Origin of the sequence: Polynucleobacter meluiroseus (assembly GCF_900205755.1) — a bacterium.
Classification (GTDB): domain Bacteria; phylum Pseudomonadota; class Gammaproteobacteria; order Burkholderiales; family Burkholderiaceae; genus Polynucleobacter; species Polynucleobacter meluiroseus.
The window spans coordinates 95,924-121,549 of sequence record NZ_OANS01000002.1 but is presented as its reverse complement, the minus strand read 5'-3'; the positions used below and the strand labels follow the sequence as shown (position 1 = coordinate 121,549).

At 47.8% G+C, this 25,626-nt stretch carries 25 protein-coding genes and 1 tRNA gene; 5 read left to right on the top strand and 21 right to left on the bottom strand.

What is annotated here, in order from left to right; genetic code table 11:
- Window positions 1–4 precede the first annotated feature (4 nt).
- The 14 genes from nuoH to rpsO all read right to left on the bottom strand — a co-directional run bounded on the left by nuoH (window position 5) and on the right by rpsO (window position 13,176).
- Window positions 5–1,078 carry an NADH-quinone oxidoreductase subunit NuoH gene (gene nuoH / locus CP950_RS03825; protein WP_096672557.1) on the bottom strand — a complete coding sequence of 358 codons (1,074 nt, stop codon included), beginning with the start codon at window positions 1,076–1,078 and terminating at the stop codon, window positions 5–7.
- A gap of 9 nt (window positions 1,079–1,087) precedes the next feature.
- A complete protein-coding gene (nuoG, locus tag CP950_RS03820) occupies window positions 1,088–3,406 on the bottom strand; it encodes an NADH-quinone oxidoreductase subunit NuoG (RefSeq protein ID WP_096672556.1) in 2,319 nt (772 codons plus the stop codon).
- A gap of 33 nt (window positions 3,407–3,439) precedes the next feature.
- Window positions 3,440–4,738: an NADH-quinone oxidoreductase subunit NuoF gene (gene nuoF / locus CP950_RS03815; RefSeq protein ID WP_096672555.1), complete on the bottom strand. Its 1,299-nt coding sequence runs from the start codon at window positions 4,736–4,738 to the stop codon at window positions 3,440–3,442.
- Window positions 4,735–5,241, bottom strand: coding sequence for an NADH-quinone oxidoreductase subunit NuoE (nuoE, locus tag CP950_RS03810; protein ID WP_096672554.1), 507 nt, complete (start codon window positions 5,239–5,241; stop codon window positions 4,735–4,737). The genes nuoF and nuoE overlap by 4 nt, the downstream gene beginning before the upstream one ends.
- 23 nt (window positions 5,242–5,264) lie before the next feature.
- A complete protein-coding gene (locus CP950_RS03805; RefSeq protein WP_096672553.1) occupies window positions 5,265–6,518 on the bottom strand; it encodes an NADH-quinone oxidoreductase subunit D in 1,254 nt (417 codons plus the stop codon).
- A gap of 3 nt (window positions 6,519–6,521) precedes the next feature.
- Window positions 6,522–7,121, bottom strand: coding sequence for an NADH-quinone oxidoreductase subunit C (locus tag CP950_RS03800; RefSeq protein WP_096672552.1), 600 nt, complete (start codon window positions 7,119–7,121; stop codon window positions 6,522–6,524).
- A gap of 3 nt (window positions 7,122–7,124) precedes the next feature.
- Window positions 7,125–7,607, bottom strand: a complete 483-nt coding sequence (locus CP950_RS03795) for a NuoB/complex I 20 kDa subunit family protein (protein ID WP_096672551.1) — start codon at window positions 7,605–7,607, stop codon at window positions 7,125–7,127.
- A 5-nt stretch (window positions 7,608–7,612) separates the two neighbouring features.
- Window positions 7,613–7,972 (bottom strand): NADH-quinone oxidoreductase subunit A, encoded by a 360-nt coding sequence (locus CP950_RS03790; RefSeq protein ID WP_096672550.1) that lies wholly within the window; start codon window positions 7,970–7,972, stop codon window positions 7,613–7,615.
- A gap of 108 nt (window positions 7,973–8,080) precedes the next feature.
- A tRNA-Leu gene (locus CP950_RS03785) sits at window positions 8,081–8,165 on the bottom strand.
- Window positions 8,166–8,251: 86 nt separating this feature from the next.
- Window positions 8,252–8,599, bottom strand: coding sequence for a preprotein translocase subunit SecG (gene secG, locus CP950_RS03780; protein WP_096672549.1), 348 nt, complete (start codon window positions 8,597–8,599; stop codon window positions 8,252–8,254).
- A 20-nt stretch (window positions 8,600–8,619) separates the two neighbouring features.
- Window positions 8,620–9,378, bottom strand: coding sequence for a triose-phosphate isomerase (gene tpiA, locus CP950_RS03775; protein WP_096672548.1), 759 nt, complete (start codon window positions 9,376–9,378; stop codon window positions 8,620–8,622).
- A 21-nt stretch (window positions 9,379–9,399) separates the two neighbouring features.
- Window positions 9,400–10,398 (bottom strand): NAD(P)H-quinone oxidoreductase, encoded by a 999-nt coding sequence (locus CP950_RS03770; RefSeq protein ID WP_096672547.1) that lies wholly within the window; start codon window positions 10,396–10,398, stop codon window positions 9,400–9,402.
- A 47-nt stretch (window positions 10,399–10,445) separates the two neighbouring features.
- Window positions 10,446–12,638: a polyribonucleotide nucleotidyltransferase gene (pnp, locus tag CP950_RS03765; RefSeq protein WP_096672546.1), complete on the bottom strand. Its 2,193-nt coding sequence runs from the start codon at window positions 12,636–12,638 to the stop codon at window positions 10,446–10,448.
- Between the two features lie 268 nt (window positions 12,639–12,906).
- The gene (gene rpsO / locus CP950_RS03760; RefSeq protein WP_096673063.1) at window positions 12,907–13,176 is read right to left on the bottom strand and encodes a 30S ribosomal protein S15; all 270 of its coding nucleotides are present in this window, start codon (window positions 13,174–13,176) and stop codon (window positions 12,907–12,909) included.
- Window positions 13,177–13,366: 190 nt separating this feature from the next.
- Here rpsO and CP950_RS03755 point away from each other — a divergent pair, with 190 nt between their 5' ends.
- Entirely contained in the window at window positions 13,367–13,963 is a 597-nt protein-coding gene (locus CP950_RS03755; protein ID WP_096672545.1) for a lipid-binding SYLF domain-containing protein, read from the top strand.
- A gap of 30 nt (window positions 13,964–13,993) precedes the next feature.
- Here CP950_RS03755 and CP950_RS03750 read toward each other — a convergent pair whose 3' ends face one another.
- The 6 genes from CP950_RS03750 to CP950_RS03720 form a co-directional block, all read right to left on the bottom strand.
- Window positions 13,994–15,541 (bottom strand): 2-isopropylmalate synthase, encoded by a 1,548-nt coding sequence (locus CP950_RS03750; RefSeq protein ID WP_096672544.1) that lies wholly within the window; start codon window positions 15,539–15,541, stop codon window positions 13,994–13,996.
- Window positions 15,542–15,778: 237 nt separating this feature from the next.
- Window positions 15,779–16,642: a CDP-diacylglycerol--serine O-phosphatidyltransferase gene (pssA, locus tag CP950_RS03740; RefSeq protein ID WP_096672542.1), complete on the bottom strand. Its 864-nt coding sequence runs from the start codon at window positions 16,640–16,642 to the stop codon at window positions 15,779–15,781.
- A 25-nt stretch (window positions 16,643–16,667) separates the two neighbouring features.
- The gene (locus tag CP950_RS03735; protein WP_096672541.1) at window positions 16,668–17,315 is read right to left on the bottom strand and encodes a phosphatidylserine decarboxylase; all 648 of its coding nucleotides are present in this window, start codon (window positions 17,313–17,315) and stop codon (window positions 16,668–16,670) included.
- A 54-nt stretch (window positions 17,316–17,369) separates the two neighbouring features.
- Complete coding sequence (gene ilvC / locus CP950_RS03730) at window positions 17,370–18,386, bottom strand: ketol-acid reductoisomerase (RefSeq protein ID WP_096672540.1); 1,017 nt, start codon at window positions 18,384–18,386, stop codon at window positions 17,370–17,372.
- 55 nt (window positions 18,387–18,441) lie between these two features.
- Window positions 18,442–18,933, bottom strand: coding sequence for an acetolactate synthase small subunit (gene ilvN / locus CP950_RS03725; RefSeq protein WP_096672539.1), 492 nt, complete (start codon window positions 18,931–18,933; stop codon window positions 18,442–18,444).
- Window positions 18,933–20,720 carry an acetolactate synthase 3 catalytic subunit gene (locus CP950_RS03720; RefSeq protein WP_096672538.1) on the bottom strand — a complete coding sequence of 596 codons (1,788 nt, stop codon included), beginning with the start codon at window positions 20,718–20,720 and terminating at the stop codon, window positions 18,933–18,935. Before CP950_RS03720 ends, ilvN begins: the two co-directional genes overlap by 1 nt.
- Window positions 20,721–20,913: 193 nt before the next feature.
- On the opposite strand from CP950_RS03720, the gene CP950_RS03715 reads away from it, so the two are divergent.
- The 4 genes from CP950_RS03715 to CP950_RS03700 are packed head-to-tail and all read left to right on the top strand — an operon-like array spanning window position 20,914 to window position 23,183.
- Complete coding sequence (locus tag CP950_RS03715) at window positions 20,914–21,483, top strand: RNA polymerase sigma factor (protein ID WP_096672537.1); 570 nt, start codon at window positions 20,914–20,916, stop codon at window positions 21,481–21,483.
- Window positions 21,480–21,965, top strand: a complete 486-nt coding sequence (locus CP950_RS03710; protein ID WP_096672536.1) for a DUF3619 family protein — start codon at window positions 21,480–21,482, stop codon at window positions 21,963–21,965. The genes CP950_RS03715 and CP950_RS03710 overlap by 4 nt, the downstream gene beginning before the upstream one ends.
- 23 nt (window positions 21,966–21,988) lie before the next feature.
- Window positions 21,989–22,639 (top strand): DUF3106 domain-containing protein, encoded by a 651-nt coding sequence (locus CP950_RS03705; RefSeq protein ID WP_207760203.1) that lies wholly within the window; start codon window positions 21,989–21,991, stop codon window positions 22,637–22,639.
- A gap of 7 nt (window positions 22,640–22,646) precedes the next feature.
- Window positions 22,647–23,183 carry an RDD family protein gene (locus CP950_RS03700; protein ID WP_096672535.1) on the top strand — a complete coding sequence of 179 codons (537 nt, stop codon included), beginning with the start codon at window positions 22,647–22,649 and terminating at the stop codon, window positions 23,181–23,183.
- 6 nt (window positions 23,184–23,189) lie between these two features.
- On the opposite strand, the gene CP950_RS03695 is transcribed toward CP950_RS03700, so the two are convergent.
- Window positions 23,190–25,622 (bottom strand): ABC transporter permease, encoded by a 2,433-nt coding sequence (locus CP950_RS03695; protein WP_243391913.1) that lies wholly within the window; start codon window positions 25,620–25,622, stop codon window positions 23,190–23,192.
- Window positions 25,623–25,626 lie beyond the last annotated feature (4 nt).

Here is a 25,626-nt window from a genome sequence, read left to right as displayed (position 1 = left end):
CAACCTACTTCCAAATATTCCATGGAGATACCACCCATGCACCAACAACGGCCACCCAAAATACGGAAATGGGAATAAAGATTTTCCAGCCTAAGCGCATGATCTGGTCATAACGATAACGGGGCAATGTGGCACGCAGCCAAATGACACAAGATAAGAGGAAGAAGGTTTTCGCAAACAACCAAAAGAAACCAGGAATATCGCGCAGTATTGGAAGATCAACAATCGGTAACCAGCCGCCTAAGAACATCGTCGAAGCCAAAGCAGCAATCATGATCATATTGGCATATTCAGCCAAAAAGAACATCGCAAATGCCATGCCAGAGTATTCCACCATGTGTCCGGCAACAATTTCCGATTCACCCTCAACTACGTCAAAAGGATGGCGATTGGTTTCCGCTACACCTGAGATGAAATAAATAATGAACATCGGCAACAGGGGCAACCAATTCCAAGACAAAAAATTCAAGCCAACGCTTGCGAAGTAACCTTGGTTTTGAGAAGCAACGATAGCGCTTAAATTTAATGAGCCCGATGTCAATAGCACGGTAACCAATGCAAACCCCATCGCGATCTCATAAGAAATCATTTGCGCAGAAGCACGCATTGCTCCGAGGAAAGGATACTTAGAGTTTGAAGACCATCCGGCCAAGATCACGCCATAGACACCAATGGAAGAGATCGCCATCACATACAGAAGACCTGCATTAACGTCTGCCAAGACCATTTTGGCTTGAAAGGGAATTACAGCCCAAGCAGCAAAGGCGGGCATGATCACCATTACTGGAGCAATGAAGTACAGCGTAATGCTCGCTTTAGCGGGAGAGATCAATTCCTTAAGAAGCAGCTTGAGCGCATCGGCAATCGGCTGAAGCAGACCCAAAGGTCCAACACGATTTGGTCCAATTCGAATATGCATCCAACCGATGAGTTTTCTTTCCCATAAGGTCAGATAGGCAACCGCGCCAAACATCGGCAGAACAATAATAATGATCCGTACTAAGGCCCAAACCAGGGGCCAGAGAGCACCGAAGACAGCTTCGCCTTGGGTATTAATGGAGCTTAAGAAATCTTCCATTTCGTTTCCTTAGGCTTTAGTCACAGTAACTGGTCCGAACATCGAACCCAGCTGGGAACTGATGCCTGTGCCAGCAGAAATACGTACCGTGTTTGCCGCTAAATGCGCTTCTAAGGTAGCTGGGGCAATCATTGATTGCGCTCCCTGCGTTACTGAAATCAAATCACCCTCACCCAAACCTAGCTCGGTGAAGAGCGCTTGACCTAGTCCGACTTGATTGCCGCGCTTAGCATCGCGGGTTGATTGCAGCGCAGGAGAGCGACGCACGATTTGATCACCGCCATAAATAGCAACATCTGAGAGACGCTCTAATCCAGTCGTTGAAGGCGCTATTGTTGCGGTTACAGCCTGCACGTTGACCTGATTGCTTAATTGAGCTTGAAAGTTTTCAGCGAGCGCTTCATCCAAGACCTCTTCAGGGGAATTGAATAAGAAGCCATCTTGTCCAAGCAATCCACCGATGACACGCAGCACCTTCCACGCAGGACGTGAATCACCCAAAGGCTTGACTGCAGGTTGAATCGTTTGCGCAGTACCGGCGGCATTAATAAAGGTAGAGACTGTTTCGGTAAATGGAGTAATTGGCAAAATGACATCAGCAACCGCCAAGAGCTCAGGACTCTGATAGGCACTCAAAGCAATCACGGTATGCGCCTGCGCGAGGGCTGAACGTGCCTGCTCAGGATTAGGCAAATCCAAATCGGGTTCGACATTCATGAGGATCACAGCGCGGCGCTCACCTGACAAAATTGATTGAACGCCAGGGCCGTTGGCTTTGACTACGGAAGCGCCAACTGCATTACCGCCAACTGGCAAGAAACCAAACGTAGCACCGGTATGCTCAGCAATGAATTGAGCCAATAAAGCCAACTCAGAACTCTGAGGATGGGCAATTGCAGCCGACCCTAAGAGCACAGCGCTTTTTGTACTCACCAATAACTTGTCTGCCAATGCTTGTGCCGCAGCAGAAATCGTGACATTCGCTACACCTGCGGGAGAGCCCACCGTTTTTGCTTTAGCTACTGCAGAAGCAACTTCGCTCAAGACGCTAACCCAGGCACTAGGCGCAACACTCATCCCGGAAATCGTTGGGATTAACCAATCATCGCCACCAGCATCAATGCGCAGTACTTGTAAATGACGCTTGGCTGCGGTGCGCAGTCGGGCAGCAATCAATGGCTGCTCTTTACGTAAAAAGCTTCCCACCACTAATGCGCAATTGAGTTCAGATAATTGGGCAATCGGCATTCCTAACCAAGGGGCTGATGGAGCGCCACTAACATTAACTTGGCGCAAGCGAGTTTCAACCTGATTAGAGCCTAAGCCACGAATCACTTTTTGTAAGAGGTGTAACTCTTCAACGCCAGAAATAGGGTGAGCTAAAGCAGCTACTGCTTCGGAACCATTTTCAGTAACGATCGTTTTGATTGAACGCGCTACATAGTCAAGCGCAGACTGCCAATCCGTTTCTAACCACTGACCGCCCTGCTTTACCATCGGTGTGGTGATGCGATCGGCACTATTTAGACCTTCATAGGAGAAGCGATCGCGATCACTAATCCAACATTCATTAATGGCTTCATTCTCTGCAGCAACTACGCGCATGACTTTATTGGATTTAGTTTGTACGGTAGTATTTGCGCCCAAACTATCGTGGGGACTTACGGAACGCTTGCGACCTAATTCCCAAGTACGGGCAGCATAGCGAAATGGCTTACTGGTGAGTGCGCCTACTGGGCACAAATCAATCATGTTGCCTGAGAGCTCTGAATCAACAGTTTGACCAACAAAGGTAGTGATCTCAGAATGCTCACCGCGGTTCACCATACCCAATTCCATCACGCCGGCCACTTCAACGCCAAAACGAACGCAACGGGTGCAGTGAATGCAGCGCGCCATTTCTTGCATCGAAATCAAGGGTCCAACATTTTTATGAAATACGACACGTTTTTCTTCTTCGTAGCGTGAGCTCGACTTACCATAACCAACCGCTAAGTCCTGTAACTGGCACTCGCCACCTTGGTCGCAAATTGGGCAATCCAAGGGATGGTTAATCAGGATAAATTCCATCACAGAACGCTGCGCATCAAGTGCTAAAGCGGAATGTGTGAAGACTTTCATGCCTTGGGTAACTGGCGTAGCACAAGCGGGCAGTGGCTTTGGTGCCTTCTCTACTTCCACTAAGCACATGCGGCAGTTAGCGGCAATGGAGAGCTTCTTGTGATAACAGAAATGGGGAATATATGTCCCGAGTTTATTCGCGGCGTGCATCACCATCGAACCCTGAGGAATTTCTACCTTCTTACCATCCAACTCGATTTCAACCATGCTCACTTGAAGATGTCCTGTACTCAATATCTTTTATAAAGGTTGCGCAGTATCTAAACAGCGCTTGTGTTCTATGTGATACGCAAACTCATCCATGTAATGCTTCAACATCCCGCGCACTGGCAATGCGGCTGCATCGCCCAACGCACAAATCGTACGACCCTGAATGTTGGCAGCTACATCGTTGAGTAAATCTAAATCTTCTGGGCGTCCTTGACCGTGTTCAATACGGTTAACAATGCGCCACAGCCAGCCAGTGCCTTCACGACAAGGAGTGCACTGACCACAAGATTCTTCGAAATAGAAATACGATAAACGCAGTAGCGCTCTCACCATGCAACGCGTGTCATTCATAACAATGACAGCACCTGAACCTAGCATCGAACCCGCTTTTGCGATGCTGTCATAGTCCATGGTGAGATCCATCATCTGCGCGCCAGGAATCACTGGAGCCGAAGACCCCCCAGGAATCACTGCCTTGAGAGTAGAGCCATCACGCATGCCACCAGCTAGCTTCAACAATTCTGCAAAGGGTGTGCCCAAGGGAATTTCATAATTACCAGGGTAATTCACATCACCAGAGACAGAAAATATCTTTGTGCCGCCGTTATTGGGTTTGCCGATATCAAGATAGGCTTGACCACCAATGGCCATAATGAATGACACTGCAGCAAACGTTTCGGTATTGTTAATCGTTGTTGGCTTGCCATATAAACCGAAACTTGCTGGGAAAGGTGGCTTATAACGAGGCTGACCTTTTTTACCTTCAAGCGATTCTAATAAAGCAGTTTCTTCGCCGCAGATGTAAGCACCCCAACCTGGAGCTGCGTGGAGCTCAAAATCAAAGTCACTGCCGAGAATTTTGTTGCCAAGATAACCTGCAGCGCGCGCCTCTTCTAGAGCTTCTTCAAAGAGTGTGTAGGTCTCCCAAATTTCACCGTGAATATAGTTGTAACCAACCGATGTACCCATCGTATAGGCAGCAATAATCATGCCCTCGATCAATGCATGAGGGTTGTGACGCATGATGTCGCGGTCTTTAAAAGTCCCCGGCTCACCCTCATCGCTATTACAAACCAAATATTTTTGACCAGGAAGCTGGCGAGGCATAAAGCTCCACTTCAAGCCAGTCGGAAATCCAGCACCCCCACGACCACGCAAGGAAGACAGCTTGAGCTCAGCAATGATGGCATCTGGCGTAATTTTTTCTTCGATGATGCGACGTAGCTGCACATAGCCGCCACGACTTTCATAATCTTTTAAGCGCCAGTTCTCACCGTTTAAGCCAGCCAGAATCAAAGGCTTGATGTGGCGATCGTGCAAACTCATCATGCTGATTTTCCTTCTGCACGTAGATCATTTAAAAGCGCGTCAATTTTTTCATTACTCATGAAGCTGCACATATGTTTGTTGTTGACCAACATGACAGGAGAATCACCGCAAGCACCCATGCACTCACCCTCTTTTAAAGTAAAGGTGCCGCAAGGCGTAGTCTCGTTAAAGCCGATGCCTAAAGTTTCCTTAAGGTGGGTAGCCGCTGTTTCACCGTGAGTTAACTGGCAAGGCAAGTTGGTGCAAATGACCAATTTGTATTTACCAACCAGCTTGGTGTCGTACATGTTGTAAAAGGTGGCTACCTCATCAACCGCAATGGTAGGCATCTCTAAAATGTTCGCAATCGTTTCAATCACCTCAGGAGAGACCCAGCCAATTTCAGTCTGAGCCGCAATCAAAGCGGCCATGACTGCAGATTGTTTTTGCTCAGGAGGATATTTAGCGATATTGCGAGCAATATCCGCTAGTGTTTTTTCAGAGAGTTGAAGTGTCGTTGTCATTAAATAATCCTTGGCACGCCCTATTAGCGGTCAATTTCTCCAAACACAATATCTTGAGTACCGATAATAGTTACCGCATCAGCCAGCATGTGGCCGCGTGACATCTCATCCATTGCGGCGAGATGCACAAATCCTGCCGCACGGATTTTCATACGATAAGGCTTATTGGCGCCATCAGAAATCAAATACACGCCAAACTCCCCTTTGGGATGCTCAACTGCCGAATAAGCTTCGCCATCAGGCACGTGCATTCCTTCGGTGAAGAGTTTGAAGTGATGAATCAACTCTTCCATATTGGTCTTCATGTCCACACGATTCGGTGGAGAAACTTTATGGTTGTTACTCATCACGGGACCGTCATTTGCTTTTAACCAAGCAACGCATTGCTTAATGATGCGGTTGGATTGGCGCATTTCTTCCATGCGCACCAAATAGCGATCATAAGAATCGCCATTCACACCTACCGGAATATCAAAATCAAGGCGGTCATAGACTTCATAAGGCTGCTTTTTGCGCAAGTCCCACTCAATGCCAGAACCACGCAACATTGGACCAGTAAAGCCCAGTTGCAAAGCGCGCTCAGGGGTAACAACCCCGATACCAACTAAACGTTGCTTCCAAATTCGGTTGTCTGTTAACAAATTGCAATACTCATCCACGTTGGCATCGAACTTGCCAGAGAACTCTTCAATGAAGTCGAGCAATGAGCCACTGCGGTTTTCATTTAAACGTTTGATAGCGGCATTACTGCGTACTTTGGTTTGACTAAACTGCGCCATTTTTTCAGGGAGGTCACGATAAACGCCGCCTGGACGATAGTAAGCAGCATGCATACGCGCACCGGATACCGCCTCATACATATCGAAAATATCTTCGCGATCGCGGAAGGCGTATAAGAATACAGCCATCGCACCCACGTCAAGACCATGGCAGCCGATCCACAAGAGATGGTTTAGTAAACGTGTAAGTTCATCGAACATCACGCGAATATATTGCGCGCGCAAGGGCACATCTACTTGGAGTAATTTTTCAATGGCGAGCACATAAGCGTGCTCATTGACCATCATTGAAACGTAATCTAAGCGATCCATGTAAGGAACGTTTTGAATCCAAGTACGAGTCTCTGCTAATTTTTCAGTAGCGCGATGCAATAAACCAATATGCGGATCGGCGCGTTGGATCACTTCGCCATCTAGCTCAAGCACTAAACGCAATACGCCGTGCGCCGCAGGATGCTGGGGGCCAAAATTGAGAGTGTAATTTTTAATCTGTGCCATGACTTAGACCGAGCCTCCATATTGCTCTTCCCGCACAATGCGCGGAGTAATTTCACGAGCCTCAATGGTGACTGGCTGATATACGACCCGCTTCAATTCAGGGTCATAACGCATTTCAACATTGCCAGTGATTGGGAAATCTTTTCTAAATGGGTGTCCGATAAAGCCATAGTCCGTCAATAGGCGACGTAGGTCATCATGACCTTCAAACAGAATGCCGTAAAGATCAAAAGCCTCACGCTCAAACCAGTTAGCTGAACTCCAAATGGGGGTAAGCGAAGCCACTAAAGGATAAGTATCCTCAGGAGCAAATACGCGCACGCGCAAGCGCCAGTTGTGCTGCAAAGAAAGTAAATGGGTCACAACAGCAAAGCGCTGTCCATGCCAAGCACCATCACGAAAATCTAAATAATCTACGCCGCATAAATCAATCAATTGCTCAAAAGCCAAAGAAGGATCATTGCGTAACAGCAAAGCAGACTCAAGATACGTATCCGCATTCACAATCACGGTCACCTCACCTAAGGCGACATCAATTGACTGAGCGCGCTTACCCAGTACTTTTTCAAGATTAGCCGCTAACTGAATTAAACGATCTGACATGGTTTAGGCCTTCCGCGCAATCGTGCTGTTACGGGCAATTTTTGATTGCAACTGAATAATTCCGTAAATTAAAGCTTCTGCAGTGGGAGGGCAACCAGGCACATAAATATCAACTGGTACGATGCGGTCGCAACCGCGCACAACGGAATAGGAGTTATGGTAGTAACCGCCGCCATTGGCACAAGAGCCCATAGAAATCACCCAGCGTGGCTCAGGCATTTGATCGTACACCTTACGCAGTGCTGGTGCCATCTTGTTGCACAGAGTGCCGGCGACAATCATCAAATCAGATTGACGGGGGGATGGACGAAACACTACGCCAAAACGATCCAAGTCATAACGTGCGGCGCCAGCATGCATCATTTCAACAGCGCAGCAGGCTAAACCAAACGTCATGGGCCACAAAGAGCCATTACGCGTCCAGTTGATCAACTGATCCGCAGTTGTAGTAACAAATCCTTCTTCGAGAACGCCTTCTAATGCCATAGCTATCACTCCCAGTCGAGAGCGCCCTTTTTCCAGATGTAAATAAATCCCACAATAAATTCCATGAGGAAAATCACCATGGAGGCATAACCAAACCAGCCAATATCACGCAACGCCACACCCCATGGGAATAGGAATGCGGTTTCTAAATCGAAAAGGATAAACAGGATCGCAATGAGGTAGTAGCGCACGTCAAACTTCATGCGCGCATCTTCAAAAGCTTCAAAACCGCACTCGTACGGGGATAGTTTTTCTGCGTCTGGCTTTGAAGGAGCCAAGATCTTCCCAAGGAACATGGGGGCCAAACCCACCCCAATACCTACGAGGATAAAAAGTAAAACAGGAAAGTAATTAGCGAGATTCAAAATAGTCCTGAGTCGTACATTCAATAAATTCTTAAAAGATCCTAATTTTCAATTACTCAACTATTTATGACATTGATACAAGTCAGAAATATGCCACATTTCACAATTTGGTGCCGACGGCGAGACTCGAACTCGCACGACCTAAGTCACTACCCCCTCAAGATAGCGTGTCTACCAATTCCACCACGTCGGCATCTTGTAAAAACATGTTGATTCTACTGCATTGCACATCTTTGTGATTTCAAAAGCTGCGTTTTATGCGCACCTTAAAAATCTGTTTTATTTCGGTACAGCCGGTTTCGTTGGATCCTGCACTGGAGCTGCTGGAGCTGTAGCTGGAGCAACCACGGGAGCAACGGTACCGCTAAGGATTCCAGGGCTCACTTCTTTCTTATTGCCAAGCCAGGTAATTCCTAGCGTGCAAAGAAAAAAGACGCCAGCGAACACTGCAGTGGTGTGAGATAAAAAGTTAGCGGAGCCGCTCGCACCGAACAAACTGCCAGATGAGCCTGAACCAAATGCAGCCCCCATATCGGCGCCCTTACCTTGTTGTAGTAGCACCAACAAAATTACCCCTAAGGCAGCGATTACCTGTAAAACGATCAATAATGTTTTTAACCATTCCATGGTTTATCTCCAAATAAAAACTAAGCCCGAGCAATCGCGAGGAAATCAGAGGGATTTAATGATGCTCCCCCAATTAACCCACCATCAATATCTGGCATTGCAAAAAGTTCTACCGCATTGTCGGGCTTCACGCTCCCGCCATACAAAATTCCCACATGAGAAGCGACATCCACATCGAATTCAGCTAATTGCAAGCGAATCGCATGGTGCATGTCCTGCGCAACTTGCGCACTAGCCACTTTGCCAGTCCCAATGGCCCAAATAGGTTCGTACGCTATTAAACAATCAGCCAATCGATCTTGCAAAACAGCAACCTGTTTGGCAATTTGACCTCGAACCACCTCTTCCTCGCGACCTGAATTACGCTCATCAGCCGTCTCGCCCACGCAAATGACGGGAGTCATGCCGCTGTCCAATACTTGCAAGGCCTTTTCAGCAACCTGCTCATCTACTTCATGATGAAATTGTCGGCGTTCAGAATGCCCCACAATCACATACTTACAGCCTAATTCCTTGAGCATTGACGCTGCAACCTCTCCGGTATGAGCCCCCGAAACATGAGCCGATACATCTTGAGCACCTAAGCTCAAGAAGGCGAGTGAGCAGTCTGCAATCAGCTGACTGCATTGTGCCAAATAAGGTGATGGCACGCATACGGCATATTGCCGACCTGCTGGCATACCCTGCTCCATGCCGCGACAAACGGTTTTGATCCAGTCAGCGTTCTTCGCTAGACTGCCGTTCATTTTCCAATTCCCAATCACAATCAATGGCCGCATGACTATCTCAATACACCCTCATTAGACCGTCAACACAATTTTGCCAACATGCTCAGAAGACTCCATCAAACGATGTGCGTCAGCAGCTTGGTCTAAACCAAAGGTCTGGTAGATCACAGGCTTTAATTTTCCGGCATTGAGCAAAGGCCAAATGCGCTCATATAACTCATGGGTAATTCGCTTTTTGAAGGCTACTGGGCGAGGACGTAAAGTTGAGCCGGTAATCGTTAAACGGCGCCGCAGAATCTGACCGGTATTCACCTCAGCCTTCGATCCTCCCATGATGGCAATAATCACAATACGGCCATCATCAGCCAAGCATTCGATTTCGCGCTGCACATAAGAACCTGTCACCATATCCAGAATGACATTAACGCCTTTACCGCCCGTTGCCTTTTTTACCTCTTCGACAAAATCTTGGGTCTTGTAATTGATTGCGAGATCAGCGCCTAAGGCTAAGCACGCAGCACACTTCTCATCAGTACCGGCAGTGACGAAGACGCGGTGACCCAAGGCCTTGGCAATCAAAATCGCAGTCACCCCAATACCGCTGGAGCCACCTTGCACTAATAGTGTTTCACCTTCAGCAAGCTCACCACGCATAAAGACGTTGCTCCATACGGTATAGAAGGTCTCAGGAAGCGCAGCTGCCTCTAGGTCAGTAAAACCCGTTGGATAAGGTAAACACTGCGCAATAGGAGCGGTACACAACTCTGCATACCCGCCACCTTGCACTAAGGCACAAACTTTATCGCCCACCTTGAGACCGAGTTCATTATCAGGATGTGATAAATCGCCGCCAACAATTTCACCAGCAACTTCAAGGCCGGGAATATCGGATGCGCCAGCAGGCACTGGATAGTGCCCCTTACGTTGCAGAACATCCGGACGATTAATCCCAGCTGCAAGGACTTTGATCAAGACCTCGCCCGTTCCAGCAGCCGGAGCGACTGGGTCGGGTCGAGTACCTGGCACCAACATTTCTGGTGGGCCAAATTCTTTGATTTCCATTACACGCATGAAAACGATCTCGCTAAGGTGGTGGTTAAGCTTGCCTTGTCAGTCTCTTAAGCGGTTTCATCAGTTGTTGGTGCAGCTGGAGCTGGAGTTTCAGCCACAACTTGTTCAGTCGCCTCTGCTGGGCCAGCTAAAGGAGCGATCGTGCCGCCCTCATCTGCCATGGCAGCTTTAAGGGATAAACGCAAACGACCGCGCTCATCTGCAGCCAATAACTTCACACGCACAACTTGACCTTCTTGCAAATAATCTTTGACTTCTTTCACACGCTCATTGGAAATTTCTGAGATGTGTAAGAGGCCATCTTTACCTGGCAGAATATTTACCAAAGCGCCGAACTCTAACAACTTCACTACCGGGCCTTCGTAGATCTTGCCTACTTCAGCTTCAGCTGTAATGCCTTCGATGCGGGCTTTTGCTTCAGCCATACCTTCAGCACTAGTTGAGGCGATGGTAACAGTGCCGTCATCTTTAATATCGATACTGCAACCAGTTTCTTTGGTCAAGGCCTGAATGGTAGCGCCGCCCTTACCGATCACTTCACGGATCTTGTCTGGATGAATCTTGAAGGAAACCATGCGGGGTGCGTGTGCAGACAGTTCAGTACGCACAGAACCCATTGCCTCTTGCATATTGCTCAAAATATGCAAACGCCCTTCTTTAGCTTGAGCCAATGCTACTTGCATAATTTCTTTAGTAATGCCCTGAACCTTGATATCCATTTGCAAAGCAGTAATACCATTAGCAGTACCGGCTACCTTAAAGTCCATATCGCCTAAGTGATCTTCATCACCCAAGATATCAGTCAGAACAGCAAAACGATTGCCATCCAAAATCAAGCCCATTGCCACGCCAGCTACGTGTGCCTTGATTGGTACGCCTGCATCCATCATGGCCAAACAACCGCCACAGACAGAAGCCATAGAGGAAGAACCATTGGACTCGGTAATTTCAGAAACAACCCGAATACTGTAAGCAAAATCTTCAGCGCTTGGCAGTACAGGAATTAAAGCGCGCTTCGCTAAACGACCGTGGCCGATTTCGCGACGCTTTGGGCTACCTACACGGCCAGTTTCGCCAGTGGCAAAAGGAGGCATGTTGTAGTGGAACATAAAGCGATCACGGTACTCACCTTCGAGGGCATCAATAATCTGCTCATCACGGGCGGTACCCAAAGTAGCGATGACCATAGCTTGGGTCTCGCCACGAGTAAATAAAGCAGAACCGTGGGTGCGTGGCAATACGCCGTTACGAATTTCAATTGGACGAACAGTGCGGGTATCGCGACCATCAATGCGTGGCTCACCATTCAAAATCTGGCTACGAACAATCTTGGCTTCGATTTCGAACAAGATATCGTTCACGGCAACGCCATCAACTTCACCTTCTTCTGACAACTTTGCCATCACTGTTTTAGTAATTTCTTTGAGCTTGTCTGAACGAGCCCCTTTTTGGCGAATCTGATACGCCTCACGCAATGGCGCTTCAGCCAAGGCAGTTACCTTTGCAATAAATGGCTCATCTTTGGCAGCGGCAGTCCAGTCCCACTCAGGCTTACCAGCCTGCGCAACCAAATCATTGATTGCATTAATAGCCGTTTGCATTTGCTCATGGCCATAAACCACTGCGCCCAACATGATTTCTTCAGACAATTGATTGGCTTCTGACTCCACCATCAATACCGCCGCTTGTGTACCAGCAACAATCAGATCGAGCTCGCTAGTCACTTGCTCTGAACGGGTTGGGTTCAAGAGGTATTGACCGTCGGTATAGCCCACACGAGCCGCGCCAACTGGTCCGCTAAATGGAATGCCAGAGATCGCTAAAGCAGCGGACGCAGCAATCAAGGCTGGGATGTCTGCAGGAACGTCTGGGTTGATAGAAAGCACATGCACCACAACCTGAACTTCATTCAAAAAGCCTTCAGGAAACAATGGGCGTAATGGACGATCGATCAAACGGGAAATCAAAGTTTCACCTTCTGATGGACGACCTTCGCGACGGAAGAAACCGCCAGGAATTTTTCCTGCAGCATAGGTTTTTTCGAGGTAGTCAACTGTCAATGGGAAAAACGATTGGCCTGGTTTAGCTGACTTAGAGGCAACTACAGTGCCCAACACCACGGTGTCATCGACATTCACAATCACTGCACCGCCGGCTTGACGGGCAACTTCGCCCGTTTCCAAAGTTACCTGATGATTGCCCCATTGAAACGTTTTTACTGCTTTATTAAACATCGTCATTCTGATCTTCTCCAAATTGTCTACGCAGACTCCACATGGAGTTCACGCTTGCCGTGGGATAAAGCAGTGTCACGGCAACACTGGAGCGAGGGAAGATTACAAGGGATGCCATTCCAGTGAATCTCTGAAATGAACTTCAGAAACCCATTGGAATGACACGATCCCCTACACAAATAATCTTGAAACGCTCAAATAAACATGCCATCTTTAGGGAATTGAGTCAGAAAAGAATCAATCCACATCAAGATGGCATTGCAGTACAAATGAATTACTTACGGAGACCTAATTTCTCAATCAAGGCGCGATAGCGACCCAAATCTTTACCCTTGAGGTAATCCAAGAGACGACGACGGCGTGAAACCATCTTCAACAAGCCACGACGGCTGTGATGATCTTTCGCATTCACCTTGAAATGGGGGGTTAATTCATTGATACGGGCTGTAAGCAAAGAAACTTGAACTTCGGGGCTACCCGTATCATTTTCGCTACGTGCATTGTCTTTGACGATTTCCGCCGTTTTAATATCAGCTACTGCCATTTTCATACTCCTTACTTGCGAACACATGAGCTTTCACCCAATTTGTGTCGTGCATACGTTAACAAAACAAAAAAGCTTTATAAATCAAAGCCATTGAATTGTAGCAGACCTTAGGGCAATTCCTTAGAACTGACAGTGAAATTTGCTATTCTGTGGGTATATCAACCGCACGCTTTAAAGCCCAATTCCCATGAAACCCTTCCTACGCCTATTCATTACCACTATTTGCCTCTTTTTCTGCCTAAACCAGACAGCTTTGGCGCAACTTTCCTCCGTTTTTGGGCCGGATAAGACTGTCGCTCAACAGCGCCAAGCGATTCTCGATAAGAGCGAGTCGATTTTGAAGCAGCTCTATCAGGCGCAGCCTAAATCAAAGGACTTAATCGCAAAGTCTGCTGGTTATGCCACTTTTAGTAACTTCGGCATGAAAATTCTCATTGCTGGAGGCGGAACTGGCTCTGGGGTGGTTGTCAATAAACGCACCGGCAAGAAAGTCTACATGGATATGGCCGAGGTTCAAGCGGGACTTGGCTTTGGCATTAAATCCTTCCAAAACATCTTTGTTTTTCAAAACGAGGCTGCCATGAATGAGTTCATTAACTCTGGCTGGACCTTTGGAGGCCAGGTGACCGCAGCTGCCAAATATGAATCTGATGGCGAAGCCTTTCAAGATGCCACCGTGGTCTCTGCCGGCGTCTTGATGTACCAACTCACCGATTCGGGCCTCGCCGCAGAAATCACCGGCAAAGGCACTCGGTACTACAAAGACACCGACCTGAATAAATAAATCCCCTTGATGTGACGCCCTAAATACAGCTTAGGGTGTCATCTGGGCATTCATTTTGGCTAAGCTAGGATCGTGCAATTTATTCAAGGCCGATAAATAGGCTTTTGCTGAAGCGGCAATGATGTCTGGATCGGTCCCTACGCCATTTACAATTCGACCGCCCTTTGTCAATCTGACGGTAACTTCACCTTGTGACTGCGTGCCAGAGGTGATTGCATTGACAGAGTAAAGTAATTGTTCAGCGCCGCTTTTAGCAATCAACTCGATCGCGTTGAGGCTGGCGTCGACAGGCCCATTTCCGTCTGCCTCAGAAGTCACTTCCTTATCCCCCATGCGAAACGTCACGCGGGAAGTGGGCCGCTCGCCCGTTTCTGAATGCTGGCTCATGGAGAGGAAATGGTAATGCTCGCCCTCTTCCGCTGCCGCAGAATCGGACATAATCGCAATGATGTCCTCATCAAAGATTTCTGCCTTCTGATCCGCCAAGGTTTTGAATCGAACAAAGGCCTCATTTAAATCAACCTCTGTCTCAATCGCAATACCCAATTCATGCAAGCGTTGCTTAAAAGCATTGCGGCCTGAAAGTTTGCCGAGCACGATTTTATTGGTAGACCAGCCCACATCTTCTGCGCGCATGATTTCATAAGTCTCGCGATTTTTTAAGATGCCGTCTTGATGAATTCCAGACGCATGCGCAAAGGCGTTGGCACCTACGACTGCTTTATTGGGTTGCACAACAAAGCCAGTAATTTGCGAAACCAATTTTGATGCCGGCACAATTTGAGTCGCATCAATACCGCAGGTTAAATCAAAATAATCCTTACGAGTCCGCAAGGCCATGACGATTTCTTCCAAGGCAGTATTGCCGGCTCGTTCGCCCAAACCATTAATAGTGCACTCGATCTGACGAGCACCGCCAATTTTGACTCCAGCCAAGGAATTCGCTACCGCCATCCCTAAGTCGTTATGGCAATGCACTGACCAAATTGCCTTATCGGAATTTGGTACACGGGTACGTAAGGTATGGATGAATTGACCGTAGAGTTCGGGGGTTCCATAGCCTACGGTATCGGGAATATTGATCGTGGTCGCTCCTTCATTAATTGCCGCTTCCACTACGCGACTTAAGAAGTCCATTTCTGAGCGATAGCCATCCTCAGCCGAGAATTCAATATCATCGGCCAAGTTTCTGGCAAAGCGCACCGATCTTTTAGTCTGCTCCAAGACCTCTTCTGGAGACATGCGCAACTTCACGGCCATGTGCAATGGGCTGGTAGCCAAAAAGGCGTGAATACGCTTAGCTTTTGCTGCCTTCAAGGCATCAGCAGCACGGGTAATATCTTTTTCATTGGCACGGGCAAGCGAGCAAACAACAGAATCTTTAATGGCGGCTGCTACAGCAGAAATCGCCTGAAAGTCTCCCTCAGAGCTGGCTGCAAAACCCGCTTCAATCACGTCTACCTTAAGGCGCTCTAATTGACGGGCGATGCGGACTTTTTCATCCTTGGTCATCGAGGCGCCAGGAGACTGCTCACCATCACGTAAGGTGGTATCAAAAATGATTACTTTGTCACTCATCACTATTCTCCAATTCAATAAAGCGAAATTAGTATTTCAATTCAATATTTCTAACATCTTAAAAGCAAAAACCCCAGCAAATTGCTGGGGCTGGTATGAAGTGGTTAATGAATCAATCTTTTTTCATCAACTCAGGCCTTACCCGCCCCAAGCTTTAGGCCTAGCGCTAGTAGCAGTAAAGCAAGAAGGGGTGTAGTACGCATCAACATGACTTCAATATAACCTAAATTTTCTAAATTAGCTTAAACGGCGGCTTCTTAAATACTCCCAAGCCCAAATAACATACCCAGAAATGGCGTACACCACAAATACGCCAAATAAGGTGAGAGGTGGATTGGTGGAAATTAAGACAAAGATCATTAACATCAATACCGTTACCCCAAATGGGACGCGGTAGCGCACATTCAAGGCTTTGCCGCTATAAAAACGGGCGTTGGAAACCATCGTGAGGCCAGCATAAACGGCAATAAAAAACATAATCCAAGGAATGGCGGTATCGCGCACGGGGAGCTTATTGTCGTCCGCCAGCCAAATAAAGCCAGCCATCAATGCGCCTGCAGCAGGACTAGGTAAGCCCTGAAAGAACTTCTTATCCACCACCGAGGTATTTACATTAAAGCGCGCTAAACGTAAAGCGGCGCCAGCACAATAAGTAAATGCGGCTAACCACCCCCACTTACCTAAGTCCTTTAGGGCCCACTCGTAAGCCACTAAGGCAGGGGCAACGCCAAAGGACACCATATCGGCTAAAGAGTCATACTGCTCGCCGAAGGCGCTTTGGGTATTGGTCATACGCGCAATGCGGCCGTCCATACCGTCTAAAACCAAGGAGGCAAAGATTGCAATGGCGGCGATTTCAAACTGGTGGTTCATTGCATTCACAATCGCAAAGAATCCACTAAACAAGGCCGCTGTAGTAAATGCGTTGGGCAAGAGATAAATACCTCTATTGCGGTGACGCGGCTTTTGCGGGGCTATTTCCTCGACTTCATAGTCGATGGGATCGCCAAACTCTTGCGCCCAATCACTTTGGGTGCGGTCCTTTCGAACGCTGGGCAAACGACTGCGATCAATGCGGCCACGACGACGAAAGGTGGTCATAGCGCCTCCCCGTAAATGCGGTGCATTAATCTAAACCCGGTATGCGGGCTAAAGCGGTGTTGGTAGCAAATACCTTATCACCCACACTGACCAGTGGTTCAGCGGTCAAAGGTAAATACACATCCACCCGCGATCCAAAGCGAATAAATCCATAGCGCTCACCCGCTTTAAGGCGATCGCCCACATGAATGTAGCAAAGGATTCGTCTAGCAATTAAGCCTGCTACTTGAACTAAGGTAATGGTCTGGCCGTTAGAGTCAATCACCACGGCATTACGTTCGTTTTCAGTAGAAGCTTTATCCAGATCAGCGTTCACAAACTTGCCCGGAAAATACTGAATCTCTTTCACAAGACCATTAACCGCACTGCGATTGGAATGCACATTAAAGACATTCATGAACACACTGATTTTCAATGCTTCACGCTCGGCGTAAGGGTCATTTGTGACTTCCACAACGACAATGCGGCCATCAGCTGGGGAGAGTATTAAATCGCGCCCCATAGGTGCAATGCGCTGCGGATCACGAAAGAACTGCAGAACAAAAATAAAGATAATCCACAGTGGCCAAGACCAAACTAATCCACCAAAAAATTGGACGAGCAAGGTAAGTGCCCCCACCATAGCCAAATACGGCCATCCCTCTTTAGCTATTATGGGGTGCGGATACATCATCTCTGTTCTGAGCCTTATTCAATAAATGCGATTGTGATTACGCTTCAGTATTTATTAGTTTTTCGTTTGATCAACTAATTTATTTTTTGCAATCCAAGGCATCATGGCACGCAATTTAGCGCCAACGACTTCGATGTCATGCTCTGCATTTAAACGACGGCGAGAAATCAAGGTAGGTGCACCGGCTTTATTTTCCAAAATGAAGCTCTTGGCATACTCACCAGTTTGAATGTCTTTCAAACACTGACGCATTGCATTCTTGGTTTCTTCAGTCACAATGCGTGGGCCAGTTACATACTCACCATACTCAGCGTTGTTTGAGATGGAATAGTTCATATTGGCAATACCACCCTCGTAGATTAAGTCTACGATCAACTTGAGCTCATGCAAGCACTCGAAGTAAGCCATTTCTGGCGCATAACCAGCTTCTACCAAAGTCTCAAAGCCGGCTTTAATCAATTCCACAGCGCCACCACACAGAACAGCTTGCTCACCGAACAAGTCCGTTTCAGTTTCTTCACGGAAATTGGTTTCGATGATGCCGGCACGACCACCGCCGTTAGCTGTTGCATAAGACAAAGCCAAGTCGCGCGCTGCGCCAGACTGGTCTTGATACACAGCAATTAAATGCGGTACACCACCACCTTGCGCGTAAGTACCGCGAACAGTATGACCGGGTGCTTTTGGTGCAATCATGATGACATCTAAGTCAGCACGTGGCTGAACTTGGCCGTAATGCACATTAAAGCCATGCGCAAATGCGAGGGCCGCGCCCTGCTTAATATTGCCATGCACTTCTGACTTGTAGACATCTGCAATTTGCTCATCAGGCAAGAGCATCATGACGATATCAGCGTCTTTTACAGCCTCAGCTACTTCTTTAACATTCAAGCCAGCATTTGCTGCTTTACTCCAGGAGGCACCATTCTTACGCAAGCCAACAGTGACATTCACACCAGAATCTTTGAGATTCAATGCATGTGCGTGACCTTGTGAACCGTAACCGATGATGGTTACTTTTTTGCCTTTAATGAGGGATAAATCTGCGTCTTTGTCGTAAAAAACTTTCATGCTCTTTCCTTGTATTGAAATAGATAGTTAATGCTGTAATACGTCAGTAAAAAAATTACACCTTCAAGATACGTTCACCGCGACCGATTCCAGAACCGCCCGAACGCACGGTTTCCAGTATGCAGGTACGATCAATCGAATCAATAAAGGCATCCAATTTGGCACCATCACCTGTCAGCTCAATGGTGTAACTCTTATCAGTCACATCGATAATGCGTCCGCGGAAAATGTCCGTAGTGCGCTTGAGTTCTTCACGCTCTTTACCAACAGCACGCACCTTGATCATCATTAGCTCACGCTCAATGTGCGGACCTTCAGTCAAGTCAAATACCTTCACCACTTCAACTAAGCGGTTCAAATGTTTGGTAATTTGCTCGATCACATCTTCCGACGCGACCGTCACGATGGTGATGCGCGATAAGGAAGAATCTTCAGTAGGTGCAACGCTTAAAGTTTCAATGTTGTAGCCGCGCGCCGAGAAAAGCCCAACTACCCGAGATAAAGCACCAGGTTCGTTCTCAATGAGAACAGAAATAATATGTCGCATCAGAGTTCCTCGCTACCCAACAGCATTTCGGTAATGCCCTTACCCGCCTGCACCATTGGCCACACGTTTTCTTCGGGATCGGTCTGAAAGTCCATAAACACAGTCCGATCTTTTAACCGAATCGATTCCTTCAGGGCATCTTCGACATCCGATTTCTTCTCAATCTTCATGCCAACGTGACCATAGGCTTCTGCCAATTTCACAAAATCAGGCAATGAATCCATGTAAGAGCTCGAGTAACGTTTGTTATACGTCAATTCCTGCCACTGACGCACCATGCCCAAGTAACGATTGTTCAATGACACAATCTTGACCGGCGTATTGTATTGCTTGCAAGTAGAGAGCTCTTGAATACACATTTGGATTGAGCCTTCGCCAGTAATGGCAAAAACATCTTTATCCGGAAAGGCCTTCTTAATACCCATGGCATAAGGCAAGCCCACGCCCATTGTGCCTAGCCCGCCTGAATTAATCCAACGACGAGGCTTATCAAACTTGTAGAACTGAGCTGCCCACATTTGATGCTGTCCAACATCGGATGTGATGAAGGCATCACCATGCGTTAACTCCCACAGTTTTTGCACAACATATTGTGGCTTGACGATTTGCGACTGCTCGTCATACTTCAAGCAATCTTTTTTACGCCATTCATTAATTTGGTCCCACCAAGCTGCCAATTTGGCATCATTTTTACGTGGTTCGGCTACTTTGAGTTGCGCAGTCATCTCAAGCAATACTTCTTTGAGATTGCCTACGATTGGCACATCCACCTTCACCCGTTTTGAAATCACTGAGGGGTCGATATCAATATGAATAATCTTGCGGGGATGGCTAGCAAAGTGCTGGGTATTGCCAATGACACGGTCATCAAAGCGTGCGCCAATCGCGATCAACACATCACTGTGTTGCATCGCCATATTGGCTTCATACGTGCCATGCATACCGAGCATGCCCACAAACTGAGGACTTGTACCGGGGAAGCCGCCTAAGCCCATGAGCGTGTTAGTCACTGGATAACCCAGTAGATCGGCAAATTCTTTTAATTCAGCAGCGGCATCCGCCAAGATCACACCACCACCGGTGTAAATATAAGGGCGCTCTGCTTCTTGAAGTAAAGCAACTGCCTTGCGGATCTGACCGCTATGCCCTTTGACTACAGGGCTGTAAGAACGCATCTCCAAGGTTTCGGGATACACAAAAGGTGCTTTCGCTGCCGATACGTCCTTAGGAATATCGACCAATACGGGTCCAGGACGGCCGGTACGGGCAATATGAAACGCTTTTTTCAGAACTAATGGCAGATCGCGCACATCCTTGACTAAGAAGTTGTGCTTCACCACTGGACGGGTAATACCTACAGTGTCTGCCTCTTGAAACGCATCTTCACCAATGGCATAGGTTGGCACATTGCCACTAATAATGACCATGGGAATTGAGTCTGAGTAAGCAGTAGCAATGCCGGTGACGGCATTGGTAACGCCCGGTCCCGAGGTGACCAAAGCGACACCTACCTTACCAGTAGCACGAGCATAGCCATCGGCTGCATGAACGGCTGCTTGTTCATGGCGCACCAAAATGTGCTCAAACTTATCTTGCTTAAAGATTTCATCGTAGATGAACAGAACGGATCCGCCTGGATATCCCCAGACAAATTCAACCTCTTCAGCGTGCAAGGCGTGCACGAGCATCTCTGCACCGATCATTTCGGGAGGTGCTTTTACTGAACTAGGGGGTGTTGTTTCTTTGCTAGCTTTGCTAACTAAAAATTCGGCGCTGCTTGTATTCATTTTCTTTCGTCCTTTGCAATTTTCGGCAAAAAATTGTTTGGTCTGTTCTGTCTCCTGCTTGTGGCCTGAGTTCGAACGGCGCTGCTACCGGAAAAAACCACTTCTTGAATGAAATTCTTGGTAGTAAGCCTGCCATTCTATAGCAATCCCCTAAAATAGACCAAATGCATCCCAATCAGGTCTAATAGAGCACATGGCATCAGCCCAAGAACTATCTGACTTTTTGAGCAGTATTGAGCGGCGCGCCTTTAAGCAGGCAGTCTATGCCGTCCGTGACGACGACGCGGCGATGGATATCGTGCAAGATGCCATGATCAAGTTGGCCGAAAAATATGGTGACCGCCCCGCTGCTGAGTTACCGCTGGTATTTACTCGAATCTTACAAAATCGTATCCATGATTGGTTTAGACGGCAAAAAGTTCGCAATACCTGGGTCAGCCTGTTTTCCAGCATGGGCAAGAAATCCGATGAAGGCGATGATTTTGACCCTCTAGAGTCCCTAGCGGCGCCAGAGGATAGCGAAATTCACCAAGATGGGGCATTTAAACTAGAGCGGACTCAGCTTTTAGAGGCTTTGGAGTCTGAAATATCAAAATTGCCAGCTCGTCAACGAGAAGCCTTCCTGATGCGTTATTGGGATGAGCTCAGTATTACTGAAACCGCCCTAGCAATGAGTTGCAGCGAAGGAAGTGTCAAAACGCACTGCTCAAGAGCCACTCAGGCTTTGGCTAAAGCATTGAAATTAAAGGGAATTACGCTGTGAATACGAAAAACGAAGATCAATTCAGCCCGTCTGCTGCCAACCAATTTGGTTTGGCCGCCGCTGCCCTGCTTCGCCAAGGCAGCCAATCCCTGCCTCCTCAAATCAAGGATCGTCTTTACGCGGCTCGTTTAAAGGCCCTTTCCCTCAAAAAACCTGAAAAAGCCTTTGTTCACAGTTTTTCCTTGGCAAATGCGCCTCGCTTTGGTGGGAGTTTTTTCCGGACAGGCTCCCTATGGGACACCTTTGGTTGGTTAGCTCCCTTGGTGGTCTTAGTATTTGGCTTAGTCGGCATCGCTCAATGGCAAGCAGACTCACGCATTAACGACATCGCTGAAGTGGATGCCGCCCTATTGACCGATGATGTTCCGCCAGATGCGTATGCGGATAGTGGCTTTTTGCAATTTCTCAAAAACGGCTCAAGTATTGATGGGAATTCAAGCCCTAGTCACACTCTAGACGCTTCGCCTCGCAGTACTAGCTAAGTGCGAGTCAGTTAAGCCTACATATGCAAAAACTGTCAATGCGCTCTATTGGGCTTGCCACATTCAGTTTTTGCTTATTTTTAGCAACCTTGACTGGGTTTGTAGCAAGCGCTCAAGCCCAAACTGCAACACCTTCTCATAGCAAGCCCACGGGCATGCCCGTGAAAACCCCTGACGGCACCTGGGAGGGGCTGAGTCCCAGCCAACAGAAGATTTTGTCCCCACTTGAAAGTGATTGGGATTACACACCTCCTGAAAGTCGCAAGAAATGGATTCAGGTAGCCAACCTTTACCCCAAGATGACTGGCGCAGAACAAGAACGCCTGCAATCTAGAATGGTTGCTTGGGCTAAGCTGCCGCAGAGGGATCGACGGGTAGCGCGTGAAAATTACTTAAGCAGTCTAAAGTTTCCTGCCGATAAAAAAGCCGAAGCATGGAGTGCCTACCAAAAGCTCAGCGACGAGGAAAAAAAGAAGCTCGCCGAAGCTGAAGTCGGCAAGAAAAAACCGACTGCAGCCAATGCGCCCACGATGCAACAACACCGCATCAATCCAACGATGACCTCGCAATTGCCCGCGCGCGTTCCGAAGGGATCGACCCCACCTGAAAATATTCCAGTACCGCCTCCCACAAGCACTTCAGATAACCCTGACAGCGCTTCCTCCTCGAACTAAATAGGGTATGACCCCAGCAGAATTCAATGCATTGCCCGCACCCCTATTTTGGCGGCGCGTTGCCTGCGCACTCTATGAGCAACTAGTGTTATTGGGCGTCATTGCGCTGTGCTTTTTACTACCAAACCTTGCCTTAGGCATGCTATTTGGCTTAGCTTTGCCTAGCTGGCTTAGCTTTTGTTATCTTTACGCGGTGCTAGGCATTTACTTTGTTTGGTACTGGACTAAGTCCGGCCAGACGCTGGCCATGCAAACCTGGAACCTGCGGATCATCGGGCCAGGTGGATTTAATCTGACGCGCAGATTAGCGCTGCGTCGTTACCTTCTGGGTTCATTATGGATTTTGCCCTGTATCGGCCTACAAGCGATCCTGCACCTAAAAGAATGGCAGATCATTGAAATGCTCTTTGTCACCTCTTTATTTTTTTGGCCGCTGAGCATCTTCATTGATCCTAAGCCTACTGGCTTGCGCCAAGACGTACCAGATCGGATTGCTGGCACCCGCATTGTGCAAATTCCTAAGAGCCTTGTAACGCTTTCTTAAGCGGCGTTAAATCTCTCGAAGACAGGTCACTGCGGTGGCATTTTGAATTTTTCGTTGGAAATAATAGCCCGCAAGAAGACAAGCTACTACCCCTAAAACTACGCCTAAGAAAAGTGCTTTGAAAAACGCCATGAATTCTATTTCGAGGACGTAACGACCTAAGGCCCACGCCGCACCGCCAGCGGCAAGACCTGCCAAGCTTCCCGCCATGAGGCCAATCATCACAAGCTCTGCATTGGCAATCTGTGACAAAGTTTTACGGGAGGCACCAATAGCCTTTAATAAAGCAGCATTACGAAAGCGCTCATCCTGCGTAGCAGAAATGGATGTCACCAATACCAAGGTGGCCGCCACGATCGTAAATGCAAACAACAGACCTAGCGCCGAAGCCAAATGATTTAGCACCTCCTGAATTTGCTGCAGAGAGGCAGCAACATCTACAACGGTCAAATTAGGATACGCCTGCGTCAACTCAAAATCTAAGGTCGCTTGTTGAGGGGCTTGATAGTAAGCAGTGATCCAAGACTGCGGCAGTGTTTGTAATTGCGCAGGAGGCATGATGACAAAGAAGTTCACGCGCATTGATCCCCAGTCGAGTTTACGCAGTGAAGTTACAGGCGCAGAGATTTTTTCTCCTGCTACCTCGAACGTCATGACATCACCCAATTGAAGTTTGAGTGTTTTGGCAACGCCTGTTTCTAAAGAAATTTGTGGCTTACCCCCCTCGAGCCAATGACCTGCAGTAATGCGATTACCAGGGGGTAACTGCTGCGCATACGATAGATTGAATTCGCGGTCAATTAAGCGCTGGGCATTGTCATCCGCGTAATCTTGCGGGGTGATATTGCGCTGGTTGACTGCAATCAAGCGGCCACGAATCATCGGATAGAAACTCGGGTTCTCAATGGCAGCAGCAAGCAAGGTTTGAGTAATCCCCTGCTTTTGATCTGCTTGAACGTTAATCATGAATCGATTAGGTGCATTAGCAGGAATGCTTCCTTGCCAAGTCATCAGCAGATCTTGGCGCAATAAGAAAATGAGTAAGAACGCCATAATGGCGATGCCCAACGCAGTGACTTGAATAATCACAAATGAAGCCCTGCGCGCTTGCAGAATCAGCGCAAACCTCACCGCAAAATGCTGCACATGTAAGCGGCTCAATAAACGCAAAGCCAACCAGGCTAATCCAGAAAATAATAGTACTGCCGCTCCAAAAACCAAACCCACCCAAGCGGCCAAGCGCCAATCACGCGCAGCAATCAAAATTAAAACAGCACAAGTAGCGATACCGAATACGGCAACCCAGATTGCCTTAATAGATACACCATCAAATTCTTTACGCACTAAACGAATGGGTGATACCGTCACTAAACTCATTAAAGCCGGCCCAGCAAAACCCACTAGGAGGCACCAGGAAAATAAAGTGCTCCAGACAATGGGCCAAAGAGAAGCTGACGGTAAGGACGCGATGATTAAATTGCCTAATAAACGGATCAGTATTTCTTGGGCAACATAACCAAGCGCCACCCCAGATAGAGCAGCTACCACCCCTAAGCACGCCAAAGTGTTAATTTGTCGCCTCAAAATAGCTTGTTGGCTGGCACCGAAGCATTTCATCACTGCGCACACGTCAGCCTGCTTTAAAACATAGCGCCGCGCGGATAAAGCAATGGCAACTGCTGCCACCATTGCGGTGAGCAAGGCTACTAAAGATAAAAAATGATCAGCTCGCTCTAACGTTTTGCGCATCAGGGGCTGGGCATTTTCTAAAGTCTCAATCCGTAAACCGCGCAGACCTTCAGATTCAATGACTTGCTTAGCCCATTGCGCATAATCTTGAATTGCTTCATCAGGACCCGCTAACAATAAGCGATAGGTGACCCGACTTCCAAAACCGATTAAACCAGTAGAGGCCAAGTCCTCATCAGACATCATCACGCGTGGCGCAAAATTCATGAAGCCTGCGCCCCGATCAAGCTCTCTAATTAAGACCCCATTAATTAAAAAAACTTGGGTGCCTAAACTAATGCGATCGCCCACATGGGCATGCAAGCTATCCAGTAAGCTCGGCTCAACCCATACAGCCCCCTTGGACGGACCGCGAGAACTCAGTTGCGCTCCCGCTCCAGACATGGCATCCACAGACAATTTGCCACGTAATGGGTAGTTGCTGCTAACGGCTTTAAGTGAACTGAGTTTGCTATGCGAGCCAACCGTGGCCATGCTGGGGAAAACAACTGTTTGGGCTATTTGCAATTGGCGCTTTTGCGCCTCAGCCAAAAAACGGGGTGGCAGCACTTGATCACTGACTAACAATAAATCAGCAGCTAACAATTGGCGCGCATCGAACTGAAAAGCCCGTTGCAAACGATCCGTTAAAAAATTGACACTAGCCAGTGCGGTGACCGATAAAGTCAGCGCGACAAACAGCCAAATCAACTCG

Bases quoted from the DNA above. Each gene is read 5' to 3' on its own strand.
- CP950_RS03795 (WP_096672551.1), bottom strand. From the start codon at position 7,607: ATGGCATTAGAAGGCGTTCTCGAAGAAGGATTTGTTACTACAACTGCG.
- nuoH (WP_096672557.1), bottom strand. From the start codon at position 1,078: ATGGAAGATTTCTTAAGCTCCATTAATACCCAAGGCGAAGCTGTCTTC.
- nuoG (WP_096672556.1), bottom strand. From the start codon at position 3,406: ATGGTTGAAATCGAGTTGGATGGTAAGAAGGTAGAAATTCCTCAGGGT.
- tpiA (WP_096672548.1), bottom strand. From the start codon at position 9,378: ATGCGGCCATTGATTGTGATTGGGAATTGGAAAATGAACGGCAGTCTA.
- CP950_RS03720 (WP_096672538.1), bottom strand. From the start codon at position 20,720: ATGAATACAAGCAGCGCCGAATTTTTAGTTAGCAAAGCTAGCAAAGAA.
- CP950_RS03800 (WP_096672552.1), bottom strand. From the start codon at position 7,121: ATGTCAGATCGTTTAATTCAGTTAGCGGCTAATCTTGAAAAAGTACTG.
- CP950_RS03735 (WP_096672541.1), bottom strand. From the start codon at position 17,315: ATGATGTATCCGCACCCCATAATAGCTAAAGAGGGATGGCCGTATTTG.
- rpsO (WP_096673063.1), bottom strand. From the start codon at position 13,176: ATGGCAGTAGCTGATATTAAAACGGCGGAAATCGTCAAAGACAATGCA.
- ilvN (WP_096672539.1), bottom strand. From the start codon at position 18,933: ATGCGACATATTATTTCTGTTCTCATTGAGAACGAACCTGGTGCTTTA.
- nuoF (WP_096672555.1), bottom strand. From the start codon at position 4,738: ATGATGAGTTTGCACGATCGCCACATCAAGCCTTTGATTCTGGCTGGC.
- CP950_RS03715 (WP_096672537.1), top strand. From the start codon at position 20,914: ATGGCATCAGCCCAAGAACTATCTGACTTTTTGAGCAGTATTGAGCGG.
- CP950_RS03770 (WP_096672547.1), bottom strand. From the start codon at position 10,398: ATGCGTGTAATGGAAATCAAAGAATTTGGCCCACCAGAAATGTTGGTG.
- CP950_RS03750 (WP_096672544.1), bottom strand. From the start codon at position 15,541: ATGAGTGACAAAGTAATCATTTTTGATACCACCTTACGTGATGGTGAG.
- pnp (WP_096672546.1), bottom strand. From the start codon at position 12,638: ATGACGATGTTTAATAAAGCAGTAAAAACGTTTCAATGGGGCAATCAT.
- pssA (WP_096672542.1), bottom strand. From the start codon at position 16,642: ATGACCACCTTTCGTCGTCGTGGCCGCATTGATCGCAGTCGTTTGCCC.
- nuoE (WP_096672554.1), bottom strand. From the start codon at position 5,241: ATGACAACGACACTTCAACTCTCTGAAAAAACACTAGCGGATATTGCT.
- CP950_RS03700 (WP_096672535.1), top strand. From the start codon at position 22,647: ATGACCCCAGCAGAATTCAATGCATTGCCCGCACCCCTATTTTGGCGG.
- CP950_RS03705 (WP_207760203.1), top strand. From the start codon at position 21,989: ATGCAAAAACTGTCAATGCGCTCTATTGGGCTTGCCACATTCAGTTTT.
- CP950_RS03755 (WP_096672545.1), top strand. From the start codon at position 13,367: ATGAAACCCTTCCTACGCCTATTCATTACCACTATTTGCCTCTTTTTC.
- ilvC (WP_096672540.1), bottom strand. From the start codon at position 18,386: ATGAAAGTTTTTTACGACAAAGACGCAGATTTATCCCTCATTAAAGGC.
- CP950_RS03805 (WP_096672553.1), bottom strand. From the start codon at position 6,518: ATGGCACAGATTAAAAATTACACTCTCAATTTTGGCCCCCAGCATCCT.
- secG (WP_096672549.1), bottom strand. From the start codon at position 8,599: ATGGAATGGTTAAAAACATTATTGATCGTTTTACAGGTAATCGCTGCC.